This is a genomic window from Streptomyces sp. NPDC059718, assembly GCF_042733315.1.
In the GTDB taxonomy this organism is placed as follows: domain Bacteria; phylum Actinomycetota; class Actinomycetes; order Streptomycetales; family Streptomycetaceae; genus Actinacidiphila.
This window is the reverse complement of sequence record NZ_JBHWGA010000017.1, coordinates 146,714-169,807: the sequence shown is the minus strand read 5'-3', so window position 1 is coordinate 169,807 and position 23,094 is coordinate 146,714. Positions and strand designations below refer to the sequence as shown.

The window sequence follows — 23,094 nt, the reverse complement described above, 5'->3', positions numbered from 1 at the left end:
GCCGCCACCGCCGCCCGCACCCACCTGGCCGGCCACCGGGACCGCTACCGCATCCCCGCCCCCGACCGCGACCTGACCACCGACGCCGTCACCACCGACGCCGACGGCACCGAGACCGTCCGCCTGGGCCAGAAGTACCGCGGCATCCCCGTCCTGGGCGCCCAGTACGTCGTCCGCATGAACCACAAGAACGGCAAACGCACCGTCACCGGCACCTCCGGCTCCTACTTCACCGCCCTCGACCTCGACACCACACGCCCCACCCTCCCCGCCCCCAACGCCGTGCAGCGTGCCGTGCGTCAGGTGGAGGACTCCCTCGCCCGCGGGCCGCGCGCGACCGGCGGCGGGGCCGCACCGTCCCGGTCCGCGGCCACGGCCGGTCTGACCGGCACCGACCGCGGGCTGACCGTGCTCCCCACCGGCAAGGGCGTGCTCACCCGCCACGTCACCGTGCGCGGCACCGACCCGGCCACCGGCGCACCCGTGGTCCAGGAGGTCTACGTCGACGCCGCCACCGGCGTCCTCCGCTTCGAGGCCGGCGCGCTGCGCACCCTCACGGCCGCGGCACCCGCCACCGGTGCGGCAGGGAACGGCACTTCGACGAGAGCCGCGACATCCACCGCTCCCGCGACCGCGCCGGCGGGCGTCACCGGCAGCGGCATCCTGCTGAACGGCACCACCGTGCCGCTGAACCTCACCAAGGACGCCGCCACCGGTCAGTACCTGCTGCGCGACACCGCGCACATGGCCGACAGCAAGACCCACAACGTCATCCAGACCTGGGACGCCTCCAGCCTGTGGTGGATGGACCTCGACGGCGGGTGGCCGGAAGGCGTGGTCCCGTTCGCGATGCCGACCACGAAGGCGCCGCAGGAGATGACCGACAGCGGGGCGGTGGACGCCCACTGGGCGGCCGGGAAGGTGTACGAGTTCTACCGCGGCACCTTCGGGCGCGACAGCCTCGACGACGAGGGCATGGCCATCAACTCCCTCGTCGGCGTCACCGCCGAACTCGGCTACCCCTGGGTGAACGCCTTCTGGGACGGCAGCAAGATGGTGTACGGCACCGGTGACGACGAGTACCGCTCCCTCGCCTCCGACCTGGACGTCGTCGGCCACGAGATGACGCACGGCGTCGTCGAGCACACCGCCGACCTCGTCTACGCCGGCCAGTCCGGCGCCATGAACGAGGCCATCGCCGACTACCTCGGCAACGCCATCGACGTCACCGTCAGCCGCACGCGCATGGACGACCCGGAGGCCGGTCTGATCGGCGGCGACCTGTGCCGCACGCTGACGCCGAAGGAGTGCGCCTTCCGCGACCTCAACGACGGCGCGGGCACCGGGGACTTCATCAGCATGCCGCTCGGCTCGCGCAACGACCAGGGAGGTGTGCACCTGAACTCGCACATCTTCGGCGGCGCGCTGTGGGACATCCGCGAGAGCCTCGGCGGCGAACTCGCCGACAGCATCGTCTACAAGGCCCTCACCTCCTACATCACCCCCCTCGACGGCTTCACCGAGGGCCGTGACGCCGTCATCGCCGCCGCCAAGTCGCTGCACGTCAAGGGCGACCGCCTGGCCAAGGTGAAGAAGGCCTTCGACGCCCACGGCATCGTCCCCGGCTGGGAGCAGAACCTCGGCCTCGACAGCGATGTCCTGCTCGGGCGGCTCGGCACCCTGGAGACCGGTGTCGCCAACGACATCGGCCCCGCCACGGGCGGCGGCTGGTGGGCGGTCCCCCGCTCCAGCGCCGACAGCGCGGCCCCGTACGCCGTGTGGACCGGCCGCACCGACGGCAAGGGCAAGCCCCGCCGGATCTCGCCGGACGACGGCCGCTACCACCTCAGCCCGGTCACCGACGGCAAGCGCGTGGTGTGGCTCGCCGTCGGCGACACCTACGACCTCATGTCCGCCCCCGTGACCGGCGGCCCGGCGAAGCGGCTCTACAGCACCGCCTCCGCCTCGATCGGCAGCCTGAGCATGGACGGCGACACGGTCGCCTGGTACGAGAACGACGACCAGGGCCGCACCACCCTCCGCTACCTCAAGGATTCCGACCCCGCCCCGCGCACCGTCCCGCTGAACCGTCCCGACGCCACCGCAGGCGACGCGGACGTCCGGGCCGAGTCGCCCTCCGTGAAGGACGGGCGCATCGCGTACACCGTCAGCGGCTGGTGGGGCGACGACCCCGGCCACCGGCGCGCCGTCGTCGACGTCTACGACACGCGGACGGGCAGGACCGCCCTCGGCACCCCGGGCCGCGCGGTGTGGACCAGCCCGCCCGTGGCGACCTCCTCCGGCGTGTACTGGCTCGCCGACGAGGACCCCTTCGACGAGGGGCAGTCGGCCCTGCGCAGGAGCGGCCTCGACGCCACGGGCACCACGGACGTCATCCCCGCGACCTCGTCCGCGACCATCGGGGCCTGGACCCTGACCGCGTCGGACACGGCCGTCACGCTCACGGTCGACCCGATGTCCCCGACGGGCCTGCCGTACCTGGACACGAAGCTCTACCAGTACACGGCCAAGGGCGCGCCGCTGGGCCGCGTCTCGTGCTCCCCGGGCCGGCAGACGCACGCGGTGGCCGCCACCGGCGGCCGGGTGCTGTGGCTGGACACGACCACCACGTCCTTCGACCTGGTGACCCGCGACCGCCCGGCGGGCGAATGCCGCTGACGGTACGTCCGGTGGGCCGGGGACGCACGCCGGCCCCGGCCCACCGGGAACGGGCCCCGTCAGTGCGGCATCGGCAGTTCCACCAGAGCGGCGAGTTCGGCGCGCGTCGCCGGCCGGAGCGTCGACAGGACCAGGCGGGCCGCGGGCAGCCCGGCCTCGCCGCATCCGTCCAGGCTCACGGTGTGGACCAGTCCGTCGCGAGGCAGCCGCAGTTCGCGGGTGGGGTGGTCGCCGCCGTGGACGATCAGCAGGCGGCCGCCCCCGTCGTCGCGGCAGTGGATCTCCTGGCCGAACGGGACGGGGCAGCCGCGCGCGTCGACGCGCCGTGTGTCGTGTCCGGCGCGTTCGACATGGATGCCCAGGGCCGGGGAGCCGGTGCTCTCGTAGCGGGCGCCGAAACCGTCGGCGCTCGCGCCCCCGACGTGCAGCGTGTAACCGGGCGGCGGGTCGCCGACGCGCAGCAGGGCGCGGTCCACGCCGTTGGCGCTCAGCCATGCGTCGAGGGTGGGCGGGCGTGCGGCGTCCCAGGCGGCGTACGCCCCGCCCACCGCGAGGACGGCGGCCGCGGCGAGAGCGGTGAGCCGGGCCCTGGCGCCGGGCAGGAGGAAGGCGGCGGCAAGCGCGTGACAGGTCCCTCCGGCGGTGAACAGCACGCCCCAGTCCGCCAGGTGGTCGACCTGGTGGAGCACCACCGCCACGGCGAACGCACCGGCGGTGCCGGACGCGTACACCCCGGCCGTCCAGGCCCACAGCCCCGCCGCCCGGCGGGTGAGCGGCACGACGCTCCGGGCGGCCCTGCCCAGGCCCGCGAGCAACGCCGCCGCCAGGGCCGCCCCGCAGGCGAGCACGACCGCCAGGACCGCCGGCCTGCCGAGGAACAGCGCGAAGAGCACCGCCTGGAACTGGACGGCGGTCAGGGCGCAGCCCACGCACCAGACCGCCGCCAGATGTGCCGCCACAGCGGTCGTCGCGTCGCTCTTCCCGATCATGTCCTTTCACCACGCGCGGGCAGGTGTCCCGGTTCCCCGCCCGCGGGAGGGTGAGGCGGGAACTCCTGATCGTTCAGGTGTACGGGCACGCACCGCGCCCGTCGTACCGACACCGTGAAGGAGCAGGCATGACCGCTGGGGAGGACGGCCGGACGGGTTTCCGCGGCACCGGCGAGGGCGCACCGGAGGTGCCGGCCCGCCGGAGGCGGCCCCGATGGGTCCGGGCGCAGCGTCCCTGGTGGCAGGAGCTGCCGATCCTCGTCGTCGTGGCGCTGGTCATGGCCCTGGGGATCAAGACCTTCTTCGTGCAGGCCTTCTCCATCCCCTCGGGTTCCATGCAGAACACCCTGCAGGTGGGCGACCGGGTCCTGGTAGACAAGCTCACGCCGTGGTTCGGGGCGACCCCGCAGCGCGGCGAGGTGGTCGTCTTCCGCGATCCCGGTGGCTGGCTGGACGGCCAGCCGCAGCAGAGCAGCGGCAACGTGATCACGAAGGCGTTCGCGTCCATCGGACTGGCGCCCTCCTCCGACGAGCGGGACCTCATCAAGCGCGTGATCGCGGTCGGCGGAGACACCGTGGAGTGCGAGCGAGGCAAGCCGGTCACGGTGAACGGGAAGCCGCTGGACGAGCCGTACGTCTACCCCGGCGCCACGCCGTGCGACGACCTCCCGGTCGGAAAGGTCACGGTCCCCGAGGACCACCTGTGGGTGATGGGCGACCACCGCGACGCCTCGTGGGACTCACGCGCCCATGTGAACGAACCCGGAGGGGGCTTCGTGCCCCTGGACGACGTGGTCGGCCGCGCCTTCGTCGTCGCCTGGCCGGTGCCACGGTGGTCCACGCTGCCGGTGCCCGCGACCTTCGACCGGTCCTGACCTGCGGCGGCCCGGCCCCGCACGGCAAGGCCCGCCTTGCTTGACCCCTCGCGGCACGGCACCGACAGTAGGGAGGTGCCACGATGCGGGACCGCTTCCCGCCATGCGAGGACGAGAGAAGGCGATGCGCCCATGAGCGCTGATCGCGATCGCAACGGGGCGGCGAACGGCTCCGTGCAGGTGGTCCGGAAGTCCGCCGAGATCCTGGACTGCTTCTCCGCGACCACCCCTCGCCTCCAGGCGTCGGAGATCGTCCGCAGGACCGGGCTGCCGTCCTCCACCGTCGCGCGCATCCTGCGCACGCTCGTCCGGGAGAACCTCCTCCAGCGCGAGGGGACCGTTTACAGCATCGGTCTGCGGGTGATCGCCTGGTCGGCCGCGGCCACCGCCGCCTCGGACCTGATCGCCACGGCCAGACCCCTGGTGACGGCCCTGCGGGACCGGTGCGGCGAGTGCTGCGGCCTGCAGGTCCGGCAGGGCGGCAGGCGCGTCACCGTGATCTGGGCGCAGTCGACGCACTCGATCGTCTACCGGGGCCACGTCGGCCAGGTCATGCCCCTGCAGCCCAGCGCGGCGGGCAAGGTCTTCATGGCCTTCGACGCGGAGGTCCTCGCCCTCGTCCTGGACCAGGGCCTGACGGCCCGTACCCCGCGGACCGTGGTGGACCCGGCGGTCCTGCGGGGGCAGCTCGAGGAGGTCAGGGAGCAGGGCTGGGCGTTCTCCGAGGAGGAGCTCGAGCCCGGCCTGAACTCACTGGCCGTCCCGGTCCGCTCCAGCGACGGCCGGGTGATCGCCGCGGTGAGCCTCGGGGGACCCTCGCACCGCCTCACCTCTGCCCGGGCCAAGGACCTCGCGGTCCAGGCGATCGACTGCGCGTCGGCCATCGCCGAGGGGCGGATGTGGCGGGGCAACGACGGCTAGCGCACGCGGGCCGCACCCGCCGCGTCCCGGCGCCGACCCGGTTGCCTTGACGATGTCCCATGCGGGTCGCACAGTGGATACCGCATTGCGGCAATGGCTTCCACGATGCGGCAAAGTGAGGACGGTGGAGCCATGATCCAGACGAGTCCGCGGGCCTGGCGGTGCCCGGACGCAGCCGGTGCCGGCGCCGTTCACGCGCCCCCGGCACCCGGCGGTGCCGGATGCCCTGTCACGGACCGGCTGCTGCCGGTGTTACCGCCCGCCCCGTACGGCCCCGCCCGGGCGGCCGTGTCCCAGGCCCCCGCGCAGCCCGCAGGCCGCCCTTGACCGTCCCGGCCGACCGGCCGGATCCCCACCGGGCCGGGTGACGTCCCGTCCGTCCGCAGGGACGCGGCCACGCGTTCCCACCGTGCCGGAAGGCGCAGGCGCACCGCACGCGTCCCGTCCGCGCACGGCGTACGAACCACCCGCAGGACCCCCCATGAATCTCTTCTCTTCCCCCGTCCCGACAACAGCGCAGGCAGGGCCCCGCATCCGCCCGTCCGGAGCGCGCCTCGCCGGCGGACGGGGGAGGCACCTCGGGCGCACCGGCCGGGCCGGCGAGCGCGTCCCGAAGCCGGGCATCCACACCCAGGTGTCCCTGCCGGCCGGGCTGATCGCGGCGATCACCCTGGCCGGGTCCCTCGCCCCCGTGGCCATCCACCTGTCCCCACTGCTGGTGGCCGCCCCCACCTCCACGGCCGCGTTCGCACGCGCCCGGTTCACCGCGTTCGTGGCCCTCGTCGCCAGCGCCGCGATGCTGGTCGTCGACCGCCATGACGGGCTGCTGCACTCGACGGTCCTGCCCATCCACATCGGTGCGCTGCTGGCGGTCTCCGGCTTCGTCATCGCCGCGCGCACGCTGCACGACCGCGACCTGAGGGAACTCAACGAGGTGCGGGCGGTGTCCGAGGCGGCCCAGCGGGTGCTGCTGCGGCCGATCCCGCCACGCATGGGCCCGCTGCGGGTCGCCTCCGTCTACCGTGCGGCCGCCGCGCACGCCCTGGTGGGCGGGGACCTGTTCGGCGCCGCCCGCACCGGCGGGACGACGAGGTTCCTGATCGGCGACGTCCGCGGCAAGGGGCTGCCGGCCGTGGAGGACGCGTCCGTCCTCCTCTGCGCGTTCCGCGAGGCCGCCCACCACCACGAGACCCTGCCCGGGCTGGCGGCCTCGCTGGAACTCAGCGTCGAAAGGCATCTGGCCCAGCTCACCGAGGCCGACCCCGAGGCCGGTGAGCGCTTCGTCACCGCCCTCCTGGTGGAGGTGCCCGACGACACCGACGTCGTACGGGTCGTCAGCTGCGGGCACCCGCCGCCGCTGGTGCGGCACTGCGGCCGGGTCACCACCTTGGAGGCGCACCGGCCCGCACCGCCCTTCGGGCTGGCGGGCGACGCCCCGGACGACTACCACCTCGACACCTTCGCGTTCGGCGCCGGTGACACCCTCCTGCTGTACACCGACGGTGCCATGGAGGCCCGGGACGCCTCTGGCGGCTTCTACCCGTTCCACGAACGGGCCGGCACCTGGAGCTGGGAGGCGCCGGACGAACTGCTGCGGAACGTCGGCGAGGACCTGGACGCCCACACCGGGCGGCACCTCGACGACGACCTCGCGATGGTGGCGGTGCAGCGCCCGTCCGTGCCGGGCGCCGGCCAGGCTCCGCCCGCCCCCCGGTCGCCCCATCCGGCGGAGGCCACCCCGTGAACGGCGGGCGGACGGTGCGCGCGAACGGACACACCGGTCACGGCAGGGTGCTGGCGAGCATGGCCGCGCTCCGGTTCGCGTGGGGCATCGGCCCCCTGCTGCTCCTCGGCTACCTCGGGGCCATCTGCGCGGTCCAGCTGGAGGCGTCCTCGGGCGGCCTGGTCCGATGGTCGGAGTACTCGGCGTTCGTGCCCCTCGTGGCCGCCTCCCTGCTGCCCGTCAGGCGCACCTTCGTCATCGGCGCCGCCACGCTCGCCGCGAGCGTGGTGATCTACGGCTTCGCGATCCACGGGGTGTCGGTGGGCGGCCGGACCGTGGTCATCCTGGCGGCCGCGCTGTCCTTCGCCCTCAGCCTCGTCCTGTGCCGGGTCCGCCTGTGGCTGCAGCGCCGGCAGTGCACGGCCGCGGGGTCGTGCTTCTCCGCGGAACCCGCCGTCACGGCGTCGGCGGAACCCTCGCACAACGGGAGCGAGACCGCCCCGGCGCCCCCCGACGGCCTTCCGGTCACGTCCCTGCCGCGGTCGGCGGCGGTGGAGGTCGTCGGCCGCTGCCTGCCCGCCTGCGACCATTCCGGGCCCAGTGCCCACTGGCTCGACGCCATCCCGCTGCCCGGCGCCCGGGTCGCCCTCGTGGCCGGCTCGGTCTGCGCCGAGGACGGGTCGGCGGCGGGCGAGGCGGCCGCCGAACTGCGGGCGGCGGTGCGCACGCTGGCCGACATCGACCTCCAGCCGGACGAGTTGCTCACCCATCTCGACGACGTGCTCGGCCGGCTGCGCCCCGCGGGCACGGGCGTCAGTGCCGCCTGCCTGTACGCGGTCTACGACCCCGTGTCCGGCCGGTGTTCGCTCGCCGGTGCCGGACACCCCGCGCCGGTCGTCCTCACTCCCGACGGCGCGGTCACGACGGTCGCGCTCCCGCCGTCCCGGCCGCTGGGGAAGGCACGGCCGTCCTCCGAGGCCACCGAGCTGGACCTGCCCGCCGGCAGTCTCCTGCTGGTGCACACCGACACCCGCCTCGGCGGGCCGGCCACCGAGGAACTGCTGCGCACCCTCACCAGCGTCCGGCAGGAAGACCCCACCCTCGACGCAGTGTGCCGCTCCGTCCTGCGCGCCCTGCCCGAGGCCGACCGGCCCTGCACCGCCGTCCTCGCCGCCCGTACCCGCACCTTCGACAGCTGCGCCGTCGCCACCTGGGACCTGACGGCCGACCCCGCCGCCGTCTCCCACGCGCGCAAGCACGTGGCGGGGAAGCTGGCCGCCTGGGGGCTTCCGGACGCCACACCGACGACGGAACTCATCGTCAGCGAACTCGTCACCAATGCCATCCGTCACGCCCTTCCGCCGGTCCGGCTCCGTCTCATCCGCCACGACGACGGCCTGACCTGCGAAGTCTCCGACAGCAGCAGCACCACGCCGCACCTGCGGCGGGCCCGCACCCTCGACGAGAGCGGCCGCGGACTGTTCATCGTCGCCCAGCTCACCCAGCGCTGGGGCTGCCGCCACACCCAGGAGGGCAAGACCATCTGGGCCAAACAGCCCTGCTGAGCCGTCATCACCGTCGCGGCACGGAACGGCCGCCGGAACGCCGCCGGAACGAGGAATGAGGAACACGGAACGACGAACGCGGCGGTCCCGCGCCCGGGGAGCCCGGGCGCGGGATCGTCGTGTCAGCCGCTCGCAGGGATCACTTCCGTACGGTGAACTCCCCCGTCAGCGCGCCGAGCCGGACGCTGTAGGTGCCGGCCGTGCCACGGCGCACGGTGAAGTCGACGCGGACGTCGTGCCCGGCCCGGACACGGACCGTGCTGCGCTGCTCGACCGCGTCCCCGACCAGGAGCACGGCCTCGTAGTCACCCGTCCGCTCGCCGACGTTCTTGACGCGGGCGGAGACGTGCACCGCCTTGCCGGGCCGGGCGCCGTGCGGGGTCACGGACAGCCCGCTCAGCGCGAAGACCGGTTCCGGGCCCGCGACCCGGTCGTGGACGAAGACGTCGTACCGGCGGTTGGTGTCGTCGGCGACGAGGTTCGTCGCGGCGCTCTCGAAGGCCACGTACCGCCCGTCCCCGCTGAGGGAGGGGAGGTCGGACCCGCCGTCGGCCTCCGCCCCCTCCAGGGCGGTGGACACGCGCTCGGTCGTGCCGGCCGTACGGTCGCGGACGAAGATGTCCGTCTGCCGGTTGGTGTCGCCGGAGCCGAGGTTGGTCGCGTAGCTGTAGAAGGCGACCTTGCTGCCGTCGTCGCTCAGCGCGGGCGCGAAGGCCCAGTCGTCGGCCGTGGCCCCGGCGGAGTTCACGGAGACCTGCTCGGAGGTGCCGGTCCGCAGGTCGTGGGTGAAGAGCTGCCAGTTGTTCATGAAGGCGACGACCCGGCCGTCGGCGCTGATGACGGGACCGGTGTTCTCGCCGGGCCGCGGACCGGGCACCAGGGTGGTGGTGCCGGTCTGCGTGTCGCGGACGAAGACGTCGAGCTCGCCGTCGGTGTCGCCGGGCACCAGGTTGCCCGCGGCGCTCTGGAAGGCGACGTAGCGTCCGTCGGCGCTGACCGACTGCTCCCTGGAGGCGGCGTCGCCGGGCGCGCCGCCGGGGGCCTGCGAGATCCGGCTGGTGGTACCCGTCTGCCGGTCGCGGACGAAGACGTCGGTGGTGTTGTTGGTGTCGCCGGGCACCAGGTTGTCGGCGTCGCTGTTGAACACCGCGTAGCGTCCGTCGGCGCTGAGGGCGGGGGCGGAGGACAGGCCGTTGCCCTGGGTGCCGTCGGAGGCGACGGACACGCGTTCCGTGGTGCCGGTCCTGCGGTCGTGCACGAAGCCGTTGGTCTGCTGGTTGGTGTCGCCGGGCACGAGGTTGGTGGCGCCGCTGTTGAAGCCGACCCAGCGCGCGTCGGCGCTGAGCGTGGGCGTCAGGGAGAAGCTGTCAGCCTGGGCGCCGTCGGAGGCGACCGACACGCGCTCGGTCTCCCCGGTGTGGAGGTCGGTGACGAAGACGTCGAGTTCGCCGTTGGTGTCGCCGGGGGCGAAGTTGGAGGCCGGGCTGGCGAAGGCCACCGCGGAGCCGTCGGCGCTCAGCTTGGGCCACCACGCCTCGTGGTTGCCCTGCTTGCCCTCGGAGGTCAGCGACACGCGTTCGGTCGCGGACGGCCGGGGCAGTTGCACGGCGGCGCGGGCGGCAGGACCCGATCCGCGGACGACGACCCGTACGGGCTTGGAGCGGGAGATCCCCGGCGCGTTCGCGGACACCTCGTAGGCGCCGACGGGGACGTCGCGGATGGTGTAGCGGCCCTCGCGGTCGGTCGTCGCCTTCAGCGGGTCGGGGACGTCGAGGACGGTGACCGTCGCCCCGGGCACCGTGGAGCCCGTCGGTCCGAAGGTGACCCGGCCGGTGATCACCCCGCGGCGGGTCGGGTCGAGCCGCGGGGAGACGTCGGTGTAGCGGTCGGCCCGCACCCGCGCGGTGAGCTCCTGCGGCACGTAGCCGAAGCGGGTGAGCCGCAGTTCGTGCGTACCGGCGGCGAGGCGCAGCTCGAAGCGGCCGTCGGCGCCGGTGGTGACGGTGCGTCCGGTGTCGGTGCGGGCGACGGTGACACCCGCCAGCGGACGGCCGGTCCTGGCGTCCTTGACCGTGCCGCGCACGCCGCTGCGCAGCGCGGCCTCCTTCACCGCGGCGTAGGCGTCGATGCGGCCCCAGCCGTAGCGCGGGTTGGGGCGCGCGCCGTAGCGCTGGTCGAAGAAGGAGGTACCGGTGAGGATGGCGAGGGCGTCGTCGACGGTGAGGTCGGGGCGGGCCTGGAGCATCAGCGCGACCGTGCCGGACACGTGCGGCGTGGCCATGGAGGTACCGCTGAGCAGCCCGTACTCGCCGCCCGGCAGGGTGGACAGGACGTCGACGCCGGGGGCGGAGACGTCGGGCACCACGTACGACTGCGGCCATTCGGCGGGCGCGTCGATCCAGTCGCTGCGGTCGACGACCTCGCCGCAGGAGAAGTCGGCCACGTCGTCGGCGTCGTCGGTGGCGCCGACGGACACGGCCTCGTACACGTTCCCGGGGCTGGCGGAGCCGCTGACGCACTGGTTGCCGATGGCGAAGGACGGGAACACGCCGGCGCGGTAGATGTTCCGGGTGGGCTCGATCAGTTCGTCCGCGTAGCCCTCGGCACCGAGGGACATGCTGACCACGTCGGCGGGTTCACCGGCGGGCTTGCCCTGGGCGTCATACGGGGCGATCGCCCACTCCATGCCCGCGATGACCTGGGCGAGCGTGCCCGAGCCGCCGGGGATGATGAGCCCGGCCATGAGGTCGGCGCCCGGTGCGACGCCGATCGCGGTGCCCGAGGCGTCGCCGCCCGCGATGGTGCCGGCGACGTGGGTGCCGTGGAAGCTGCTGTCGTGCGGGAGGGAGGCGACGGGCTCACCGGTCCCGCTGAACTCCAGCCAGCCGCCCGGATGGGCGGGGTCCTTGGCGTCGTCGGTGGTGAGCTTCCCGGCGAGGTCGGGGTGGGCGATGTCGACGCCGGTGTCCAGGACGGCGACGCGCACGCCCTCGCCGGTGGGCCCCTGCTCGGCGCGCACCCTGTCCACACCGATCTTCGTCAGGCCCCAGGTGCTCGGCGCGGCGGCCGCCGCGCGGGTCGCCCTGGCGCCCTCGTCCGGCTCGGCGGGGGGCGCCTGGAGGGTGAAGTTGGGGATGATGTGGTCGACCGGGGCGAGGGAGGCGAGCTCCTGGAGGGTCTGCGGAGTGACCTTCACCAGGACCATGTTCTTCAGCCAGAAGGTGTTGAGCACCTGGTCGCCGCGCGACCGCACGAGGTCCACGACCGGGGACTGCACGGACCGCGCGCTGCGCGTGAGTTCGTCCCGCACCGCGCCCGGGTCCGCGCCCTGCCCGGGCAGTCCGGCGCGGTCGCGCAGCACCACGGCCGCCTCGACGCGTCCGTCACCCCGTGCCCGGACGGCGTCCATCCTGCGCAGCAGCGTGGGGTCGATCTTCTCCCGGCCGGCCTTCACCGGGCCCGGCGCCGCCGGACCGTTCTCCTGTGCCGCGGCCGGGAGCGCCGTGAGCAGCAGCGTGCACAACCCGAGGGCCGGCAACCAGGCGCGGTGGCGCCGTTGTCGGAGCGAGGGGCGGGCGGGCAGCGGCATGAGCGCTCCTTCGTGCGACGTGTGTCCACGTCCTCGAACCCGAATGTCGACGTACCGCGGGGAACGCTGACATCCGGTTCACCGGGCTGACAAGATGATCGCGGGGCGACTTCCCGTCAGGTGACGGGAGTACGACACATGAAGAGAGCGCGAAGGCGGACCGCGGACCATGCTCGAATCCATCGGCCTGAGCCGGCAGGACGAATCGGTGTACGAGTCCCTCGTGCGCCGGGTGCACGCCACGGTCGCCGACCTGGCCCACGACTGCCGGCTGCCGGCTCCCGCGACGCGGCGCAGCGTGCGGTCGCTGGTCTCCCTGGGCCTCGCCGTGCGCTCGACCGGACGCCCCGTCACCTACGCCGCGGTCTCGCCGGACAGCGCCCTGGAAGCCGTACTGCGCGACAGGGAACGGGCGTTGAACGACGTGCGCTCCCATGTCTCCGGCCTGATGGACCTGTACCGCGCGGGCACGCGCTTCGTGAACCCCGGGGAGCTGGTCGAGGTCGTCTCGGGGCGCGACGACGTCAACCGCCGCTGGGCGCAACTCCAGCAGAGCACGCGCACGCAGGTCCGGGGCTTCGACCGGCCGCCGTACGCCTCGGTCGAGGAGCACACCGAGCCCAACCCGATCGAGCTCGAACTGCTCAAGCGCGGCGTCGCCTACCGCGTCATCTACGACAGCACCGTGCTCGCCCTGCCCGGCTGGCTCGCGGACGTCACCGTCGGCGTCCGGCACGGCGAGCAGGCCCGGGTCGCGGCCGGCCTGCCGATGAAGCTGGCCATCTCCGACGACCGGCTGGCCATCATCCCCCTGCTGCGCCCCGGCGACGACGCGGTGACGGCGTCCTACCTGATCCACCCCTCCCCCCTGCTCGACGCGCTGATCGCCCTCTTCGAGGCGGTGTGGGAGCGCGCGGTGCAGGTACGCCTCCCGGCGAACGGCGCCTCCCCGGGACGGCTGGAGCCGGCGCCGGACGGGCTGTCCGCCGAGGAGGCGAAACTGCTGACGCTGCTCGCCGCGGGCGCCACCGACAAATCGGCCGGCCGCGCCCTGGGCTGGAGCGAACGGACCGTCCAGCGCCACGTCACCCGGCTCATGCAGCGCTTCGGCGCCCAGACGCGTTTCCAGATCGCCATGGAGGCCACCCGCCGCGGGTGGATCTGACAGGGCTTCGGCCGACGACCCGGGGCCTCATGGCCTTGGAAGGCCGCGGCAGCCGCCGTCGCCTGCGCCGTCACCCCGCCTCCCGGCCTCGACACCGTCGTGGCATCGGCTCCGGCGCCGCGCTCCGGCGCTTCCCGCGCCGCGTCCCGGCGAGAACGTGCGGATCCTCCGAGCGCCGTGTCGCTCCCGCGGACCGGACGGGATGTCACAAAATGTCCGGGGTGCCGCGGGCACCGCAGGCGTTCCCCCGACGAGCCGCCAGGGAGTCCTCTTGGGTACCACCGTCGCAGATGTCATGGTCGCGGCTCTCGCGTCCTCCGGTGTACGGCAGGTGTACGGCCTGCCGGGGGACTCGCTGAACGGCTTCACCGACGCCCTGCGCCGCAACGGGACCATCGCGTGGGCCCACGTCCGGCACGAGGAGACCGCCGCCTTCGCCGCGGCGGGCGAGGCCGCGGTCACCGGGCGGCTCGCGGTGGCGGCGGGCAGTTGCGGACCGGGCAACCTGCACCTCATCAACGGGCTGTTCGACGCCCAGCGCAGCCGTGTGCCGGTCCTGGCGATCGCCGCGCACATCCCGCGGGCCGAGATCGGCGGCGAGTACTTCCAGGAGACGCATCCACAGGAGCTGTTCCGCGAGTGCAGCGTCTACCGCGAGATGGCGAGCCTGCCGGAGCAGGTCCCGCGGCTGCTGCGCATCGCGATGCGCTCGGCGCTGGAGCGCAGGGGCGTCGCGGTGCTGGTGATCCCGGGCGAGCTGTTCCTGGCCGGCATCGACCTGCCCGTCCCGCCCCGGCCCGTGGTCGGGACCTCCTCGCACGTACGGCCGGACGACGCCGCCCTGGCCCGCGCCGCGGAGGTCCTCAACAGGGCCGAACGGGTCACCATCCTCGGCGGCGCGGGCTGCCACGACGCGCACGACGAGGCGGTGGCCCTGGCCGACGCGCTGAAGGCGCCGATGGTGCACGCGCTGCGCGGCAAGGAGTTCCTGGAGCACGACAACCCGTACGACGTCGGGCTGACCGGCCTGATCGGCTACAGCTCCGGCTACCGGGCGATGGAGCACTGCGACGCCCTGCTGATGCTCGGCACCGACTTCCCGTACCGCCAGTTCTACCCGGGCCCCGACGTGCCGGTCGTCCAGGTCGACGTGCGCGGCGAGCACATCGGGCGGCGCACCGACGTCGACGTCCCGCTGGTCGGCACCGTCAAGGACACCGCCGCCGCGCTGCTCCCGTTGCTCCGTCCCCGGGCCGACCGGTCCTTCGCCGACCGGATGACCGGTCACTACCGGAAGGTGCGCGGCCGGCTGGACCACCTCGCGGCGGCCGGCCCTTCGGACTCCCCCATGCACCCCCAGCACGTCGCCGCCACCGTCGACAAGCTCACGACCCCGGACGCCGTCTTCACCGCCGACGTCGGCACCCCCACGGTGTGGGCGGCCCGCTACCTGACGATGAACGGCCACCGGCGGCTGATCGGCTCGTTCAACCACGGCACGATGGCCAACGCCCTGCCGCACGCCATCGGCGTCCAGGCCTCCCATCCGGGACGCCAGGTCGTGGCCCTGTGCGGGGACGGCGGCCTGAGCATGCTCCTCGGGGAGCTGCTCACACTCCGTCAGCTGAAGCTGCCCGTCAAGATCGTGGTCTTCAACAACACCGCGCTCTCCTTCGTGGAGCTGGAGATGAAGGCCGCGGGCATCGTCAACTTCGGCACCGACCTGGGCGAGGCGGACTACGCCGAGGTCGCCCGGGCGGCGGGGCTGTTCGGTGCCCGGGCCGAACAGCCGGGTCAGCTCGCCGAGGCGCTCTCGGCCGCGCTCGACCACGACGGCCCCGCCCTGGTCGACGCGCGCACCGCGCGCCACGAGCTGTCACTGCCTCCGAAGATCACCTACGGCCAGCTCAAGGGGTTCACCCTCTTCGCGACCCGCACGATCCTGTCGGGGCGGGCGGACGAGATCGTGGAGCTGGCGAAGACCAATCTGCGGGATCTCGGCTTCGACTGAACGCGAGGCGGGGGCGGGCCCCGCGGACGCCCGCCGGGTGCCGCTCAGCGGGGTGCGTCCGGCGCCACCAGCGTGCGGACGAGCGGGACCCGGACCAGGACGAACGCGCCCGCCACCACGAGCAGCGCCCCCAGCAGCATGGGCAGGAGCCACCAGCCTCCCCGCAGCTGCTCCTCGAACACCGTCACGCCCAGCGCGAGGCTCACGGTCGCGTCCCCCAGCGTCAGCGCGGGCTGGGAGGCCACCAGGGGCCCGGACTGCATGGCGTTCTCCAGGAGGAAGACGGCCGCGACCCCGACCAGCGCGAAGCCGTAGGTCTGCCACACGGTGAAGAAGGCGGCCGCCCCGTCGGTGGCCCACACCTGCGTGGCGTCCTTCAGGAGCCCGGCGGTCAGCGCGTAGCAGATGGCCGCCGACAGGCCGAAGCAGGCGGCGCGCACGCGGCCCTCGGGACGCCGGACGGCGGTGCCGACGAGCACCAGCACGGCGGCGGCACAACTCGGCACCGCCATCGCCCACAGGCCGGTGCGCGGCCGGTCCACCCCGCCGCTCGGTGACGCGGCCCACAGCCCCACGCCCAGCCCCACCACCATGGCGGCGACGGCGGCCCAGCCACGCGGCGGAAGCCGGCGGCGCAGCACCAGGCCGCCGATGAACAGGGCGAAGGGCAACTCCAGGACGAACAAAGGCTGGACGAGCGAGAGCGCGCCGTTCAGCAGGGCCAGGGCCTGGAACGCGGCCGCCGCGATCACCGCGCCGAATCCGGCGAGCCACACGGGCTTGCGCAGCAGTTCGCCCATGAGGGCCGGACGCAGCCCCACCGAGAGCGGGACCGTGCGGGCCGCGTAGCGCTGGAGCACGGTGGCCAGGGCGTTGCTGACGGCCGCGAGCAGCGCGAACAACACGGCAAGGGTGGTCTGCACCAGGGCTCTCCTCCGGATCCCGGCCCACGCTAACCGCTGCGCTCCCCCACCGCGCCGCGCGACGCGTCGCAGCTCCTCCGGCCTCCGGCAAATGCGGTTGACGCCGCTCGCCGTCCACCGGTTTCCTGCTGCGATGTCGACCCTTCGCATCGAACGGCCCCATGGCGACGCCATGCTCGAGGACTGGCGGTTCGTCCACAACACGATCATCCCCACCGGCCCGCTCTCCCTCGACGACGTGCGCGAGCGATCGCAGCGCAACCACCTGGAGGTCGCCTACCTCGGTGACGCCGTCGTGGGCTGCACGACCGTGCGGCCGCCCACCGGGGAGGAGGGCACGGCCACGGTCATCGCCCGGGTGCTGCCCGACCACCGGGGGCAGGGCTTCGGCATACGGCTCTACACCCGGGGGATCGACCGGGCGCGCGAGTTGGGCGCGGTGGCGGTCGAGACGGTCGTGCTGGCGTCCAACACCGAGGGGCTGCGTTTCGCGGAGGCGCGCGGCTTCGTCGAGGTCGAACGCTACGTGCTGCCCGGGGACACCATCCCCTACGTCACCCTGCGGCTGGCCTGAGGCCCGTACCCGCGCACGTACCCGCGCCCGCGTCCGATCCGCCGGGCTGACCCCCCGAGAGCACGGTCAGGAGCGGTCCGCGGGAGCGCTGCGGCGCAGGTAGCGCTCCGCCACCTCGCGCAGCCGGTCACGGCCGAAGCTCCGCCCGTGTCCGGGGTGGACGACGGAGACGTCCAGGTCGGCGAGGAAGGCCGCGGTGCGCCGGTAGGCCGGCACGTCGGACTCGGGCAGGTCGTCGACGAGGTAGCCGTCGTAGACGGCGTCGCCGGAGTACAGCGCCCCCGTCCGCTCCTCGAGGAGGGCGACGGACCCCGGCGTGTGCCCCGGCAGGTGGAGGACGGTGAGGGTGCGGTCGCCGAGGTCGATCCGCTCGTCCCCGCTCAGGGTGCGGGTGAGGGTCACCGGGCCGATGCCGTAGCTGCCGGGGTCGTACCCGGGGCCGGGCAGGGCGTCGAGGAGGAGCTCCGGGAAGGACGCGCCCACGTCCTCGGTGCCGAGCCGTTCGGCGAGTTCGGGCCCGTACAGGCTCGCCGGCACGCCGCGCGCCAGAGCCGCGGCGTCCGCGGTGTGGGCGACGCGCTCGGGGAACTCGTCGGCGCCGCCGACGTGGTCGAGGTGTGCGTGGGTGAGGAGCAGCAGCGGGTCCCTCGCCAAGACGTCCGGAAGCTCCCGGTGCAGGGGCACCACCCCGAGACCGGCGTCCACGACGAGGTCGCGTTCGGAGCCGCGCAGCCACCACACGTTGGCCCTCACGATCTGGTGGGCGTGCGGCTCGCTGATGCGGACGATTCCGTCCTCGATGTCGCGTCGCTCGTACCAGTGCGTCATACCGTCCCAGTGTCCTCGCCCCGGACGCCGGCCCGGAGGCGGGGTCCACAGGTGGGGCAGGGGCGGGACCGCAGACGGGGACGGGGTGGCCGGGCCTCCCCGGCAGCCATGTACGCGCTGCCGGTGACGACCCGGCCACCCCGGTCGTGGACCGTCAGTTGCGGATGATGTTCTCCGCCTGCGGTCCCTTCTGTCCCTGGGTGACGTCGAACGTCACGGCCTCACCCTCGACCAGTTCGCGGTAGCCGTTGCCGGCGATGTTCGAGTAGTGCGCGAACACATCGGGGCCACCTCCGTCCTGTGCGATGAAGCCGAAGCCCTTTTCCGAGTTGAACCACTTCACGACGCCTGTCGCCACCGCGTCCATCCTTCACGTGCCAGCCGCCGAGCCACGCCGACTGCGTGACCCGGAGTCGCCTCCTGACGGAGACGGCCACGGAGCCCTCCTTACCCGACACGGGGCGTTTTTACGCCGGGTCCTCGCATCTGTACGTCCCCTGCCGCAACGCACCGCCCCGCGGCGGGCACCCTGGGCCCCCGCCCGGCGGGCGGACCGGGCGTGGGCGCGCGGCAGCAGGCCATGGTGAGTGAGCTGGTGGGCGGCCCTGTACGGCAGGGGCTTCGCCCGCGACGTCCTCCCGGGCAGCGACGGCCTCGACGAGCTGGCTCCCGAGGTGGCGGAGCGACTTCCCCCTGCTCTCCTTGATCGTCTTCGGCCTGATCCGCGCTCACGAGAGGACCCTCGGCGCCGCACGCGTCGCCGTCTGGCCCGCGTCCACGGCCACCGAGGACTTCCCGCTGTACGGCCCGGCCGGGGCCGGTCTGCACGGCGCGACCGGGGTGCGCACCGCCTACTGGATGCTCGGGTGCGTCGGCCCGGAGCAGTGGGCGCGGACCCCGGGTACGGGCGCCGCGGCCAAGATGGGGGCCCTGCCGCCGAACCACTCCCCCGGGTTCCGTCCCGATCCCCGGCTCGCCGTCCCCGCGGGCGTGACCGCGCTGACGGCGGCCGCACTGGCGCAGCTGGCGGAGCCGGCACGGTGAGCACGCGGTGAGGACGCGGTGACGGCGCAACCAGCCGCCACCAGCGCGGAATTCGCCGCTCCAGCCCCCGGAGCCGTACCGGCGCGGCCGTGACCGATCGGGTGCTCTCCGCAACGATCTCATCAAAGGATCTTGACTTGCGGGCACGCGGGGCCCTGAATAGGACGGCGCCCGCCCGTCTCCGGGGAGGCACAGCCGTCGATCCGGGGAATGAGGAGGGTGCGGTGTCGATGAGGGGTGGAGGTACGGATTGAAGACGCAGAGGAAGGTACGCAGAACGGGAGTGCTCGACGTCGGGTGCCACAGCGCCCTGCTCACGATCGTGGAACGACGGGCCGACTCGCCGCTGGAACCGGTGCTGGCACGCAAGGTGCGGCTGCGGCTGCACGAGACGCTCGACGCGGCGGGACGGCTCGACAGGTCGGGGGTGCGCAGCGTCCAGCACGCGGTGGCGCTGACCCTGGCGGCCGACGGGGGGCATTCGCTGCCCTCGGTGTACGCCTTCGCCACTTCCGTCATCCGGGACGCGCCGAACCGCGACGAGGTCATCGCGCAGGTGGCACGGACCACGGGCATGCGCCTGCGGGTGCTGTCGGGCGAGGAGGAGGCCCGGCTGGCCTACGTGGCCGCCCGCCAGTGGGCGGGCCGGGACGGACGGCCGCTGCTGGTGCTCGACATCGGGGGCGGCACGCTGGAGATCGCGGCCGGCACCGGGGAGCAGCCGCACGCGGTCCACTCGCTCCCCCTCGGAGCCCGCGCCGTCAACCGCCGCTGGGACCTGGTGGACGCCGTCACCTCCAAGCGGCGGCTGCACGAGGTCCGTGACCGTCTACGCGCGTCGGTCGGCGAGCTGGGCGACGCCCTGCCGCGGACGCCGCGGGACGGGCGGGTGCTGGCCTCCTCCAAGACGTTCACCCAGCTGGCACGGCTCGCGGCCGCCCGCGGCACGTCCGACGAGGGCCCGGACCGGCTGACGCTGAAGCAGGTGCGGGAGATCGTGCCCGTCCTGGCCGCGAAGGGCCCGGCGGGGCGCGCCAAGCTCCCGGGCATCTCACGGCACCGCGCGGGTCAGTCGCTGGCGGGGGCGCTGGTGGCCGAGACCCTGATGGAGATGTGCGGGGTGGACAGCGTGGAGATCTGCCCCTGGTCCACGCGCGAGGGGCTGCTCCTGGAGCGCCTGGAGTCAGTGGCCCCGGCCGTTCACCGCCGCGCCGGCTGAACCGTCGGCGGACACGGCCGCGCCGTCACCCGCCGCGCCCCAGTCAAGGCGCAGCACCGCCAGGTCGTCCGTGTGGCGTTCCCCGTCCAGGTCACGGACCTGTCCGATCAGCGCGTCGAGGTGCGCGTCGGGCGCCGTCACGGAGGTCCGGGCCAGCAGGCGCAGCAGCCCCTCCGCGCCCAGCCGCTCACCGCCGGTGCCGGCGTGGCCTTCGATGAGGCCGTCGGTGTAGAGCGTCAGGGTGCCCCGCTCCGGCAGGTCCAAGGCCGTGGCGGGCCACTGGTCCAGACCCGGCGCGATGCCGAGGGCGACGCCGTGGGCCGCATCGATCGGTCGCGTGACGCCGCCGGTGGTCAGCAGGGGCTCGTGATGCCCGGCCAGGTGCACCGTGGCCCGGGACGCTGCGAAGTCCAGGGTGAGCAGGGTGCACGTGGTGAACAGGTCGGGGTGCGAACGCTCCGCGACCAGCATGCGCTCCAGCAGGCGCAGGAGTTCCGGGCCGCGGTGGCCGCCCAGGGTCAGCGCGCGCCAGGCGATGCGCAGGCAGACGCCGAGTGCCGCGGCGTCGGGGCCGTGGCCGCTGACGTCGCCGATCACGGCGTGGACGCGCCCGTCGTCGGTCTGCACCACGTCGAGGAAGTCGCCGCCCAGCAGGGCGCTCTCCCGCCCGGGGAGGTAGCGGCTGGTGGCGGTGACGGCGGGGGTGGCCAGCAGGGGCTGCGGCAGCAGGCCCCGTTCGAGGCGGGCATTCTCCTGTGCGCGCAGCCTTCCGGCCTGCAGGTCGGCGCCGGCCCGTTCGGCCTGCTTGCGCTGGACGGCGTAGCGCACGGCGCGCTGCAGGAGTTCCGGTTCGACCTTGCCCTTGACGAGGTAGTCCTGGGCGCCGGTGGCCAGGGCCTCGGAACCGGCCTGCCCCTCGGCAAGGCCCGTCAGGACGATGACGGCGATGTTCGGGTCGGCGCGCTGGATCTCGGCGACGGCACCGGGGCCCGCGGCGTCGGGCAGGTGCAGGTCGAGCAGGACGCAGTCGGCGGCCCGCGCGGACAACTCGAAGCAGGCGTCCGCCAGGGTCTTGTGCCAGACGAGCGTGTACCGCAGCGAGGTGTCGGCGAGCATCTCGGTCACCAGCAGGGCGTCGCCGGCGTCGTCCTCGACGAGCAGGATCCGGTGGTGCGTGACGGGGGTGAGCGGCGTGGGGGGTGTCGTCACGGTCGGGGCTCCCGCGTGCCTCCCGCGTCGTCCGCCGCGGCGGACGCGGGCCCGGACTCCTGCCCGTGGTCGGTCCGCTGTGCGGGGAGGGTGAAGGCCATGCGGGTACCGGGGCCGTGCTCCGGGTCGATGCCGATGGTGCCGCCGTGGAACTCGACGATCTTCTTGCACATGGCCAGCCCGATCCCGTTGCCCGGATAGGCGTCCTTGGTGTGCAGCCGCTGGAAGATCACGAAGACCTTCTCGGCGAACTCGGGGTCGATGCCGATGCCGTTGTCGGTGACGGAGAACCGCCACAGGTCGCCGTCGCACCGGGCCGCGACGTGGATCCGCGGTGCCCGGTCGGGGTGTCGGAACTTCACGGCGTTGGAGATCAGGTTCTGCCAGAGCATGCCCAGTTGCGTGGCGTCGCCCACGACGGTGGGCAGCGGGTCGCGGGTGATCTCGGCGCCGGACTCCTCCAGGGCGACGCTCAGCGCCTCCTCCGTCGCGCCGGCGATCCGCTCGAGATCCACGGTGCCCTGCTGGTTGTGGACCCGGCCCACCCGGGAGAACGCCAGCAGGTCGTTGATGAGGGTCTGCATGCGGTTCGCGCCGTCGACGGCGAACGCGATGTACTGGTCGGCCCGCTCGTCCAGCTGGTCCCCGTAGCGGCGCTGCAGGAGCTGGGTGAAGCTCGACACCTTCCGCAGCGGCTCCTGCAGGTCGTGCGAGGCGACGTAGGCGAACTGCTCCAGCTCGGCGTTGGAGCGCTTGAGGTCGGCGGACTGCTCGTCGAGGAGCTGCCGGGCCCGCTCGGCGAAGGAGAGCTCCTCCGCGAGCCGGCGCCGCATGCCCTCCACGTCCCCGCCGAGCCGGCGAAGGTCGGCCGGGCCGTGCACGGTGATGGGGTGGTCGAAACGGCCCCGCGTCACGTGCCGGACCTCGGTGCCCAGCAGCTCCAAGGGCCGGGTGATGCCGCGGCGCAGGCCCTCGAAGACGAGCACGGCCAGCAGCACGATGACGGCGGCGATGGCGGTGAACACCACGTTGCGCAGCCGCACGGCGGCGTCCAGCTGGGTGCCGGCGGTGATGCGGGCCTGCCGCAGGTGCTCCTGCTGGGAGCCGAGGGCGTCGCGGACCCGGTCGAAGGCGGCCCTGCCCTCGTCGGCCCGCTCGGTGGCGAGCGGCACGGGCTCCCCCGGCGTGGCCGAGGCGGAGGCGACGGGCCGTGCGATCAGCCCCTGCCAGGCGGTGGCCGCGTCCACGACGGCGTCGAGGTCGGCGCGGGCCCGCGCGTCGCCCTGGACGAGGGGACGCAGCCGGTCGAGGGCGGTCCGCTCGTCCGCCAGCCCCTGGGTGTACGGGTCGAGGAACTCCCGCTGCCCGCTGAGCCCGTAACCGCGGACACCGGTCTCCTGGTTCACCAGCGCCGCTTCCAGCCGGACCGAGTTGACCAGGGCCGGGGAGCGCACGTCGACCAGCTGGTCGGTCAGGGCCGAGCTGCGGTCCAGCGCCCAGATGCCGAGCGCGCCGAGCGCGGCGAGCACCGCGAGGGCGAGGCTGACCCCCACCCGGAGCCACCGCCGGGTGGTCCACGCCGACAGCCGTCCCGGGCCCGAGGCGTCTTCGGGCACGCGCGCCGCCTCCGGCCTGCCGGCCGCCTGCACGATCGTCTCGCCCGTTGCCACGCTGTGCGCCTCCGCTTCCCTCGCCGCCGCCGGATGCCCGAGGGCGGAACCACTGTATCGGCCACCCGACAACACTTGTTGTCGTGCGATTGTGCAGGTCCTAAGGTGGG

General features: G+C 73.9%; 17 protein-coding genes. 10 read left to right on the top strand and 7 right to left on the bottom strand.

Annotated elements, in window-relative coordinates:
• Window positions 1-2,679 (top strand): M4 family metallopeptidase (locus ACFV3E_RS20880; RefSeq protein ID WP_500535965.1); only part of this gene is annotated, 2,679 nt, incomplete at its 5' end.
• Between the two features lie 59 nt (window positions 2,680-2,738).
• Here ACFV3E_RS20880 and ACFV3E_RS20875 read toward each other — a convergent pair.
• Window positions 2,739-3,668, bottom strand: coding sequence for a hypothetical protein (locus ACFV3E_RS20875; RefSeq protein WP_500535964.1), 930 nt, complete (start codon window positions 3,666-3,668; stop codon window positions 2,739-2,741).
• Window positions 3,669-3,796: 128 nt separating this feature from the next.
• On the opposite strand from ACFV3E_RS20875, the gene lepB reads away from it, so the two are divergent.
• From lepB to ACFV3E_RS20855, 4 genes are all read left to right on the top strand, one after another.
• Complete coding sequence (lepB, locus tag ACFV3E_RS20870) at window positions 3,797-4,543, top strand: signal peptidase I (RefSeq protein WP_500535963.1); 747 nt, start codon at window positions 3,797-3,799, stop codon at window positions 4,541-4,543.
• A gap of 132 nt (window positions 4,544-4,675) precedes the next feature.
• Window positions 4,676-5,464, top strand: coding sequence for an IclR family transcriptional regulator (locus ACFV3E_RS20865; protein ID WP_500535962.1), 789 nt, complete (start codon window positions 4,676-4,678; stop codon window positions 5,462-5,464).
• Between the two features lie 481 nt (window positions 5,465-5,945).
• Window positions 5,946-7,208, top strand: a complete 1,263-nt coding sequence (locus ACFV3E_RS20860; protein WP_500535961.1) for a PP2C family protein-serine/threonine phosphatase — start codon at window positions 5,946-5,948, stop codon at window positions 7,206-7,208.
• A gap of 59 nt (window positions 7,209-7,267) precedes the next feature.
• The gene (locus ACFV3E_RS20855; protein WP_500535960.1) at window positions 7,268-8,752 is read left to right on the top strand and encodes a SpoIIE family protein phosphatase; all 1,485 of its coding nucleotides are present in this window, start codon (window positions 7,268-7,270) and stop codon (window positions 8,750-8,752) included.
• Between the two features lie 139 nt (window positions 8,753-8,891).
• Here the strand turns inward: ACFV3E_RS20855 and ACFV3E_RS20850 are convergent, their stop codons facing one another.
• The gene (locus ACFV3E_RS20850) at window positions 8,892-12,341 is read right to left on the bottom strand and encodes a S8 family serine peptidase (protein WP_500535959.1); all 3,450 of its coding nucleotides are present in this window, start codon (window positions 12,339-12,341) and stop codon (window positions 8,892-8,894) included.
• Window positions 12,342-12,510: 169 nt separating this feature from the next.
• Between ACFV3E_RS20850 and ACFV3E_RS20845 the strand changes: the two genes are divergently transcribed.
• On the top strand, window positions 12,511-13,506 hold the full coding sequence (locus tag ACFV3E_RS20845) for a helix-turn-helix transcriptional regulator (RefSeq protein WP_500328909.1): 996 nt from the start codon (window positions 12,511-12,513) through the stop codon (window positions 13,504-13,506).
• A 271-nt stretch (window positions 13,507-13,777) separates the two neighbouring features.
• Window positions 13,778-15,517 carry a ubiquinone-dependent pyruvate dehydrogenase gene (gene poxB / locus ACFV3E_RS20840; RefSeq protein WP_500535958.1) on the top strand — a complete coding sequence of 580 codons (1,740 nt, stop codon included), beginning with the start codon at window positions 13,778-13,780 and terminating at the stop codon, window positions 15,515-15,517.
• Between the two features lie 44 nt (window positions 15,518-15,561).
• Here the strand turns inward: poxB and ACFV3E_RS20835 are convergent, their stop codons facing one another.
• The gene (locus ACFV3E_RS20835) at window positions 15,562-16,440 is read right to left on the bottom strand and encodes a DMT family transporter (protein WP_500535957.1); all 879 of its coding nucleotides are present in this window, start codon (window positions 16,438-16,440) and stop codon (window positions 15,562-15,564) included.
• 133 nt (window positions 16,441-16,573) lie between these two features.
• Here ACFV3E_RS20835 and ACFV3E_RS20830 point away from each other — a divergent pair, with 133 nt between their 5' ends.
• Entirely contained in the window at window positions 16,574-17,014 is a 441-nt protein-coding gene (locus ACFV3E_RS20830; protein WP_500535956.1) for a GNAT family N-acetyltransferase, read from the top strand.
• A gap of 66 nt (window positions 17,015-17,080) precedes the next feature.
• Here the strand turns inward: ACFV3E_RS20830 and ACFV3E_RS20825 are convergent, their stop codons facing one another.
• Window positions 17,081-17,842: an MBL fold metallo-hydrolase gene (locus ACFV3E_RS20825; protein ID WP_500535955.1), complete on the bottom strand. Its 762-nt coding sequence runs from the start codon at window positions 17,840-17,842 to the stop codon at window positions 17,081-17,083.
• 154 nt (window positions 17,843-17,996) lie between these two features.
• A complete protein-coding gene (locus ACFV3E_RS20820; RefSeq protein ID WP_018557881.1) occupies window positions 17,997-18,200 on the bottom strand; it encodes a cold-shock protein in 204 nt (67 codons plus the stop codon).
• 344 nt (window positions 18,201-18,544) lie between these two features.
• Here ACFV3E_RS20820 and ACFV3E_RS20815 point away from each other — a divergent pair, with 344 nt between their 5' ends.
• Window positions 18,545-18,886, top strand: coding sequence for a hypothetical protein (locus ACFV3E_RS20815; protein ID WP_500535954.1), 342 nt, complete (start codon window positions 18,545-18,547; stop codon window positions 18,884-18,886).
• A gap of 283 nt (window positions 18,887-19,169) precedes the next feature.
• Window positions 19,170-20,105: a Ppx/GppA phosphatase family protein gene (locus ACFV3E_RS20810; protein WP_500535953.1), complete on the top strand. Its 936-nt coding sequence runs from the start codon at window positions 19,170-19,172 to the stop codon at window positions 20,103-20,105.
• Here the strand turns inward: ACFV3E_RS20810 and ACFV3E_RS20805 are convergent.
• Window positions 20,070-21,314, bottom strand: coding sequence for a PP2C family protein-serine/threonine phosphatase (locus tag ACFV3E_RS20805; RefSeq protein ID WP_500535952.1), 1,245 nt, complete (start codon window positions 21,312-21,314; stop codon window positions 20,070-20,072). The two genes, ACFV3E_RS20810 and ACFV3E_RS20805, sit on opposite strands and share 36 nt — an antisense overlap.
• On the bottom strand, window positions 21,311-22,930 hold the full coding sequence (locus tag ACFV3E_RS20800) for a sensor histidine kinase (RefSeq protein ID WP_500535973.1): 1,620 nt from the start codon (window positions 22,928-22,930) through the stop codon (window positions 21,311-21,313). Before ACFV3E_RS20800 ends, ACFV3E_RS20805 begins: the two co-directional genes overlap by 4 nt.
• Window positions 22,931-23,094: the final 164 nt, after the last annotated feature.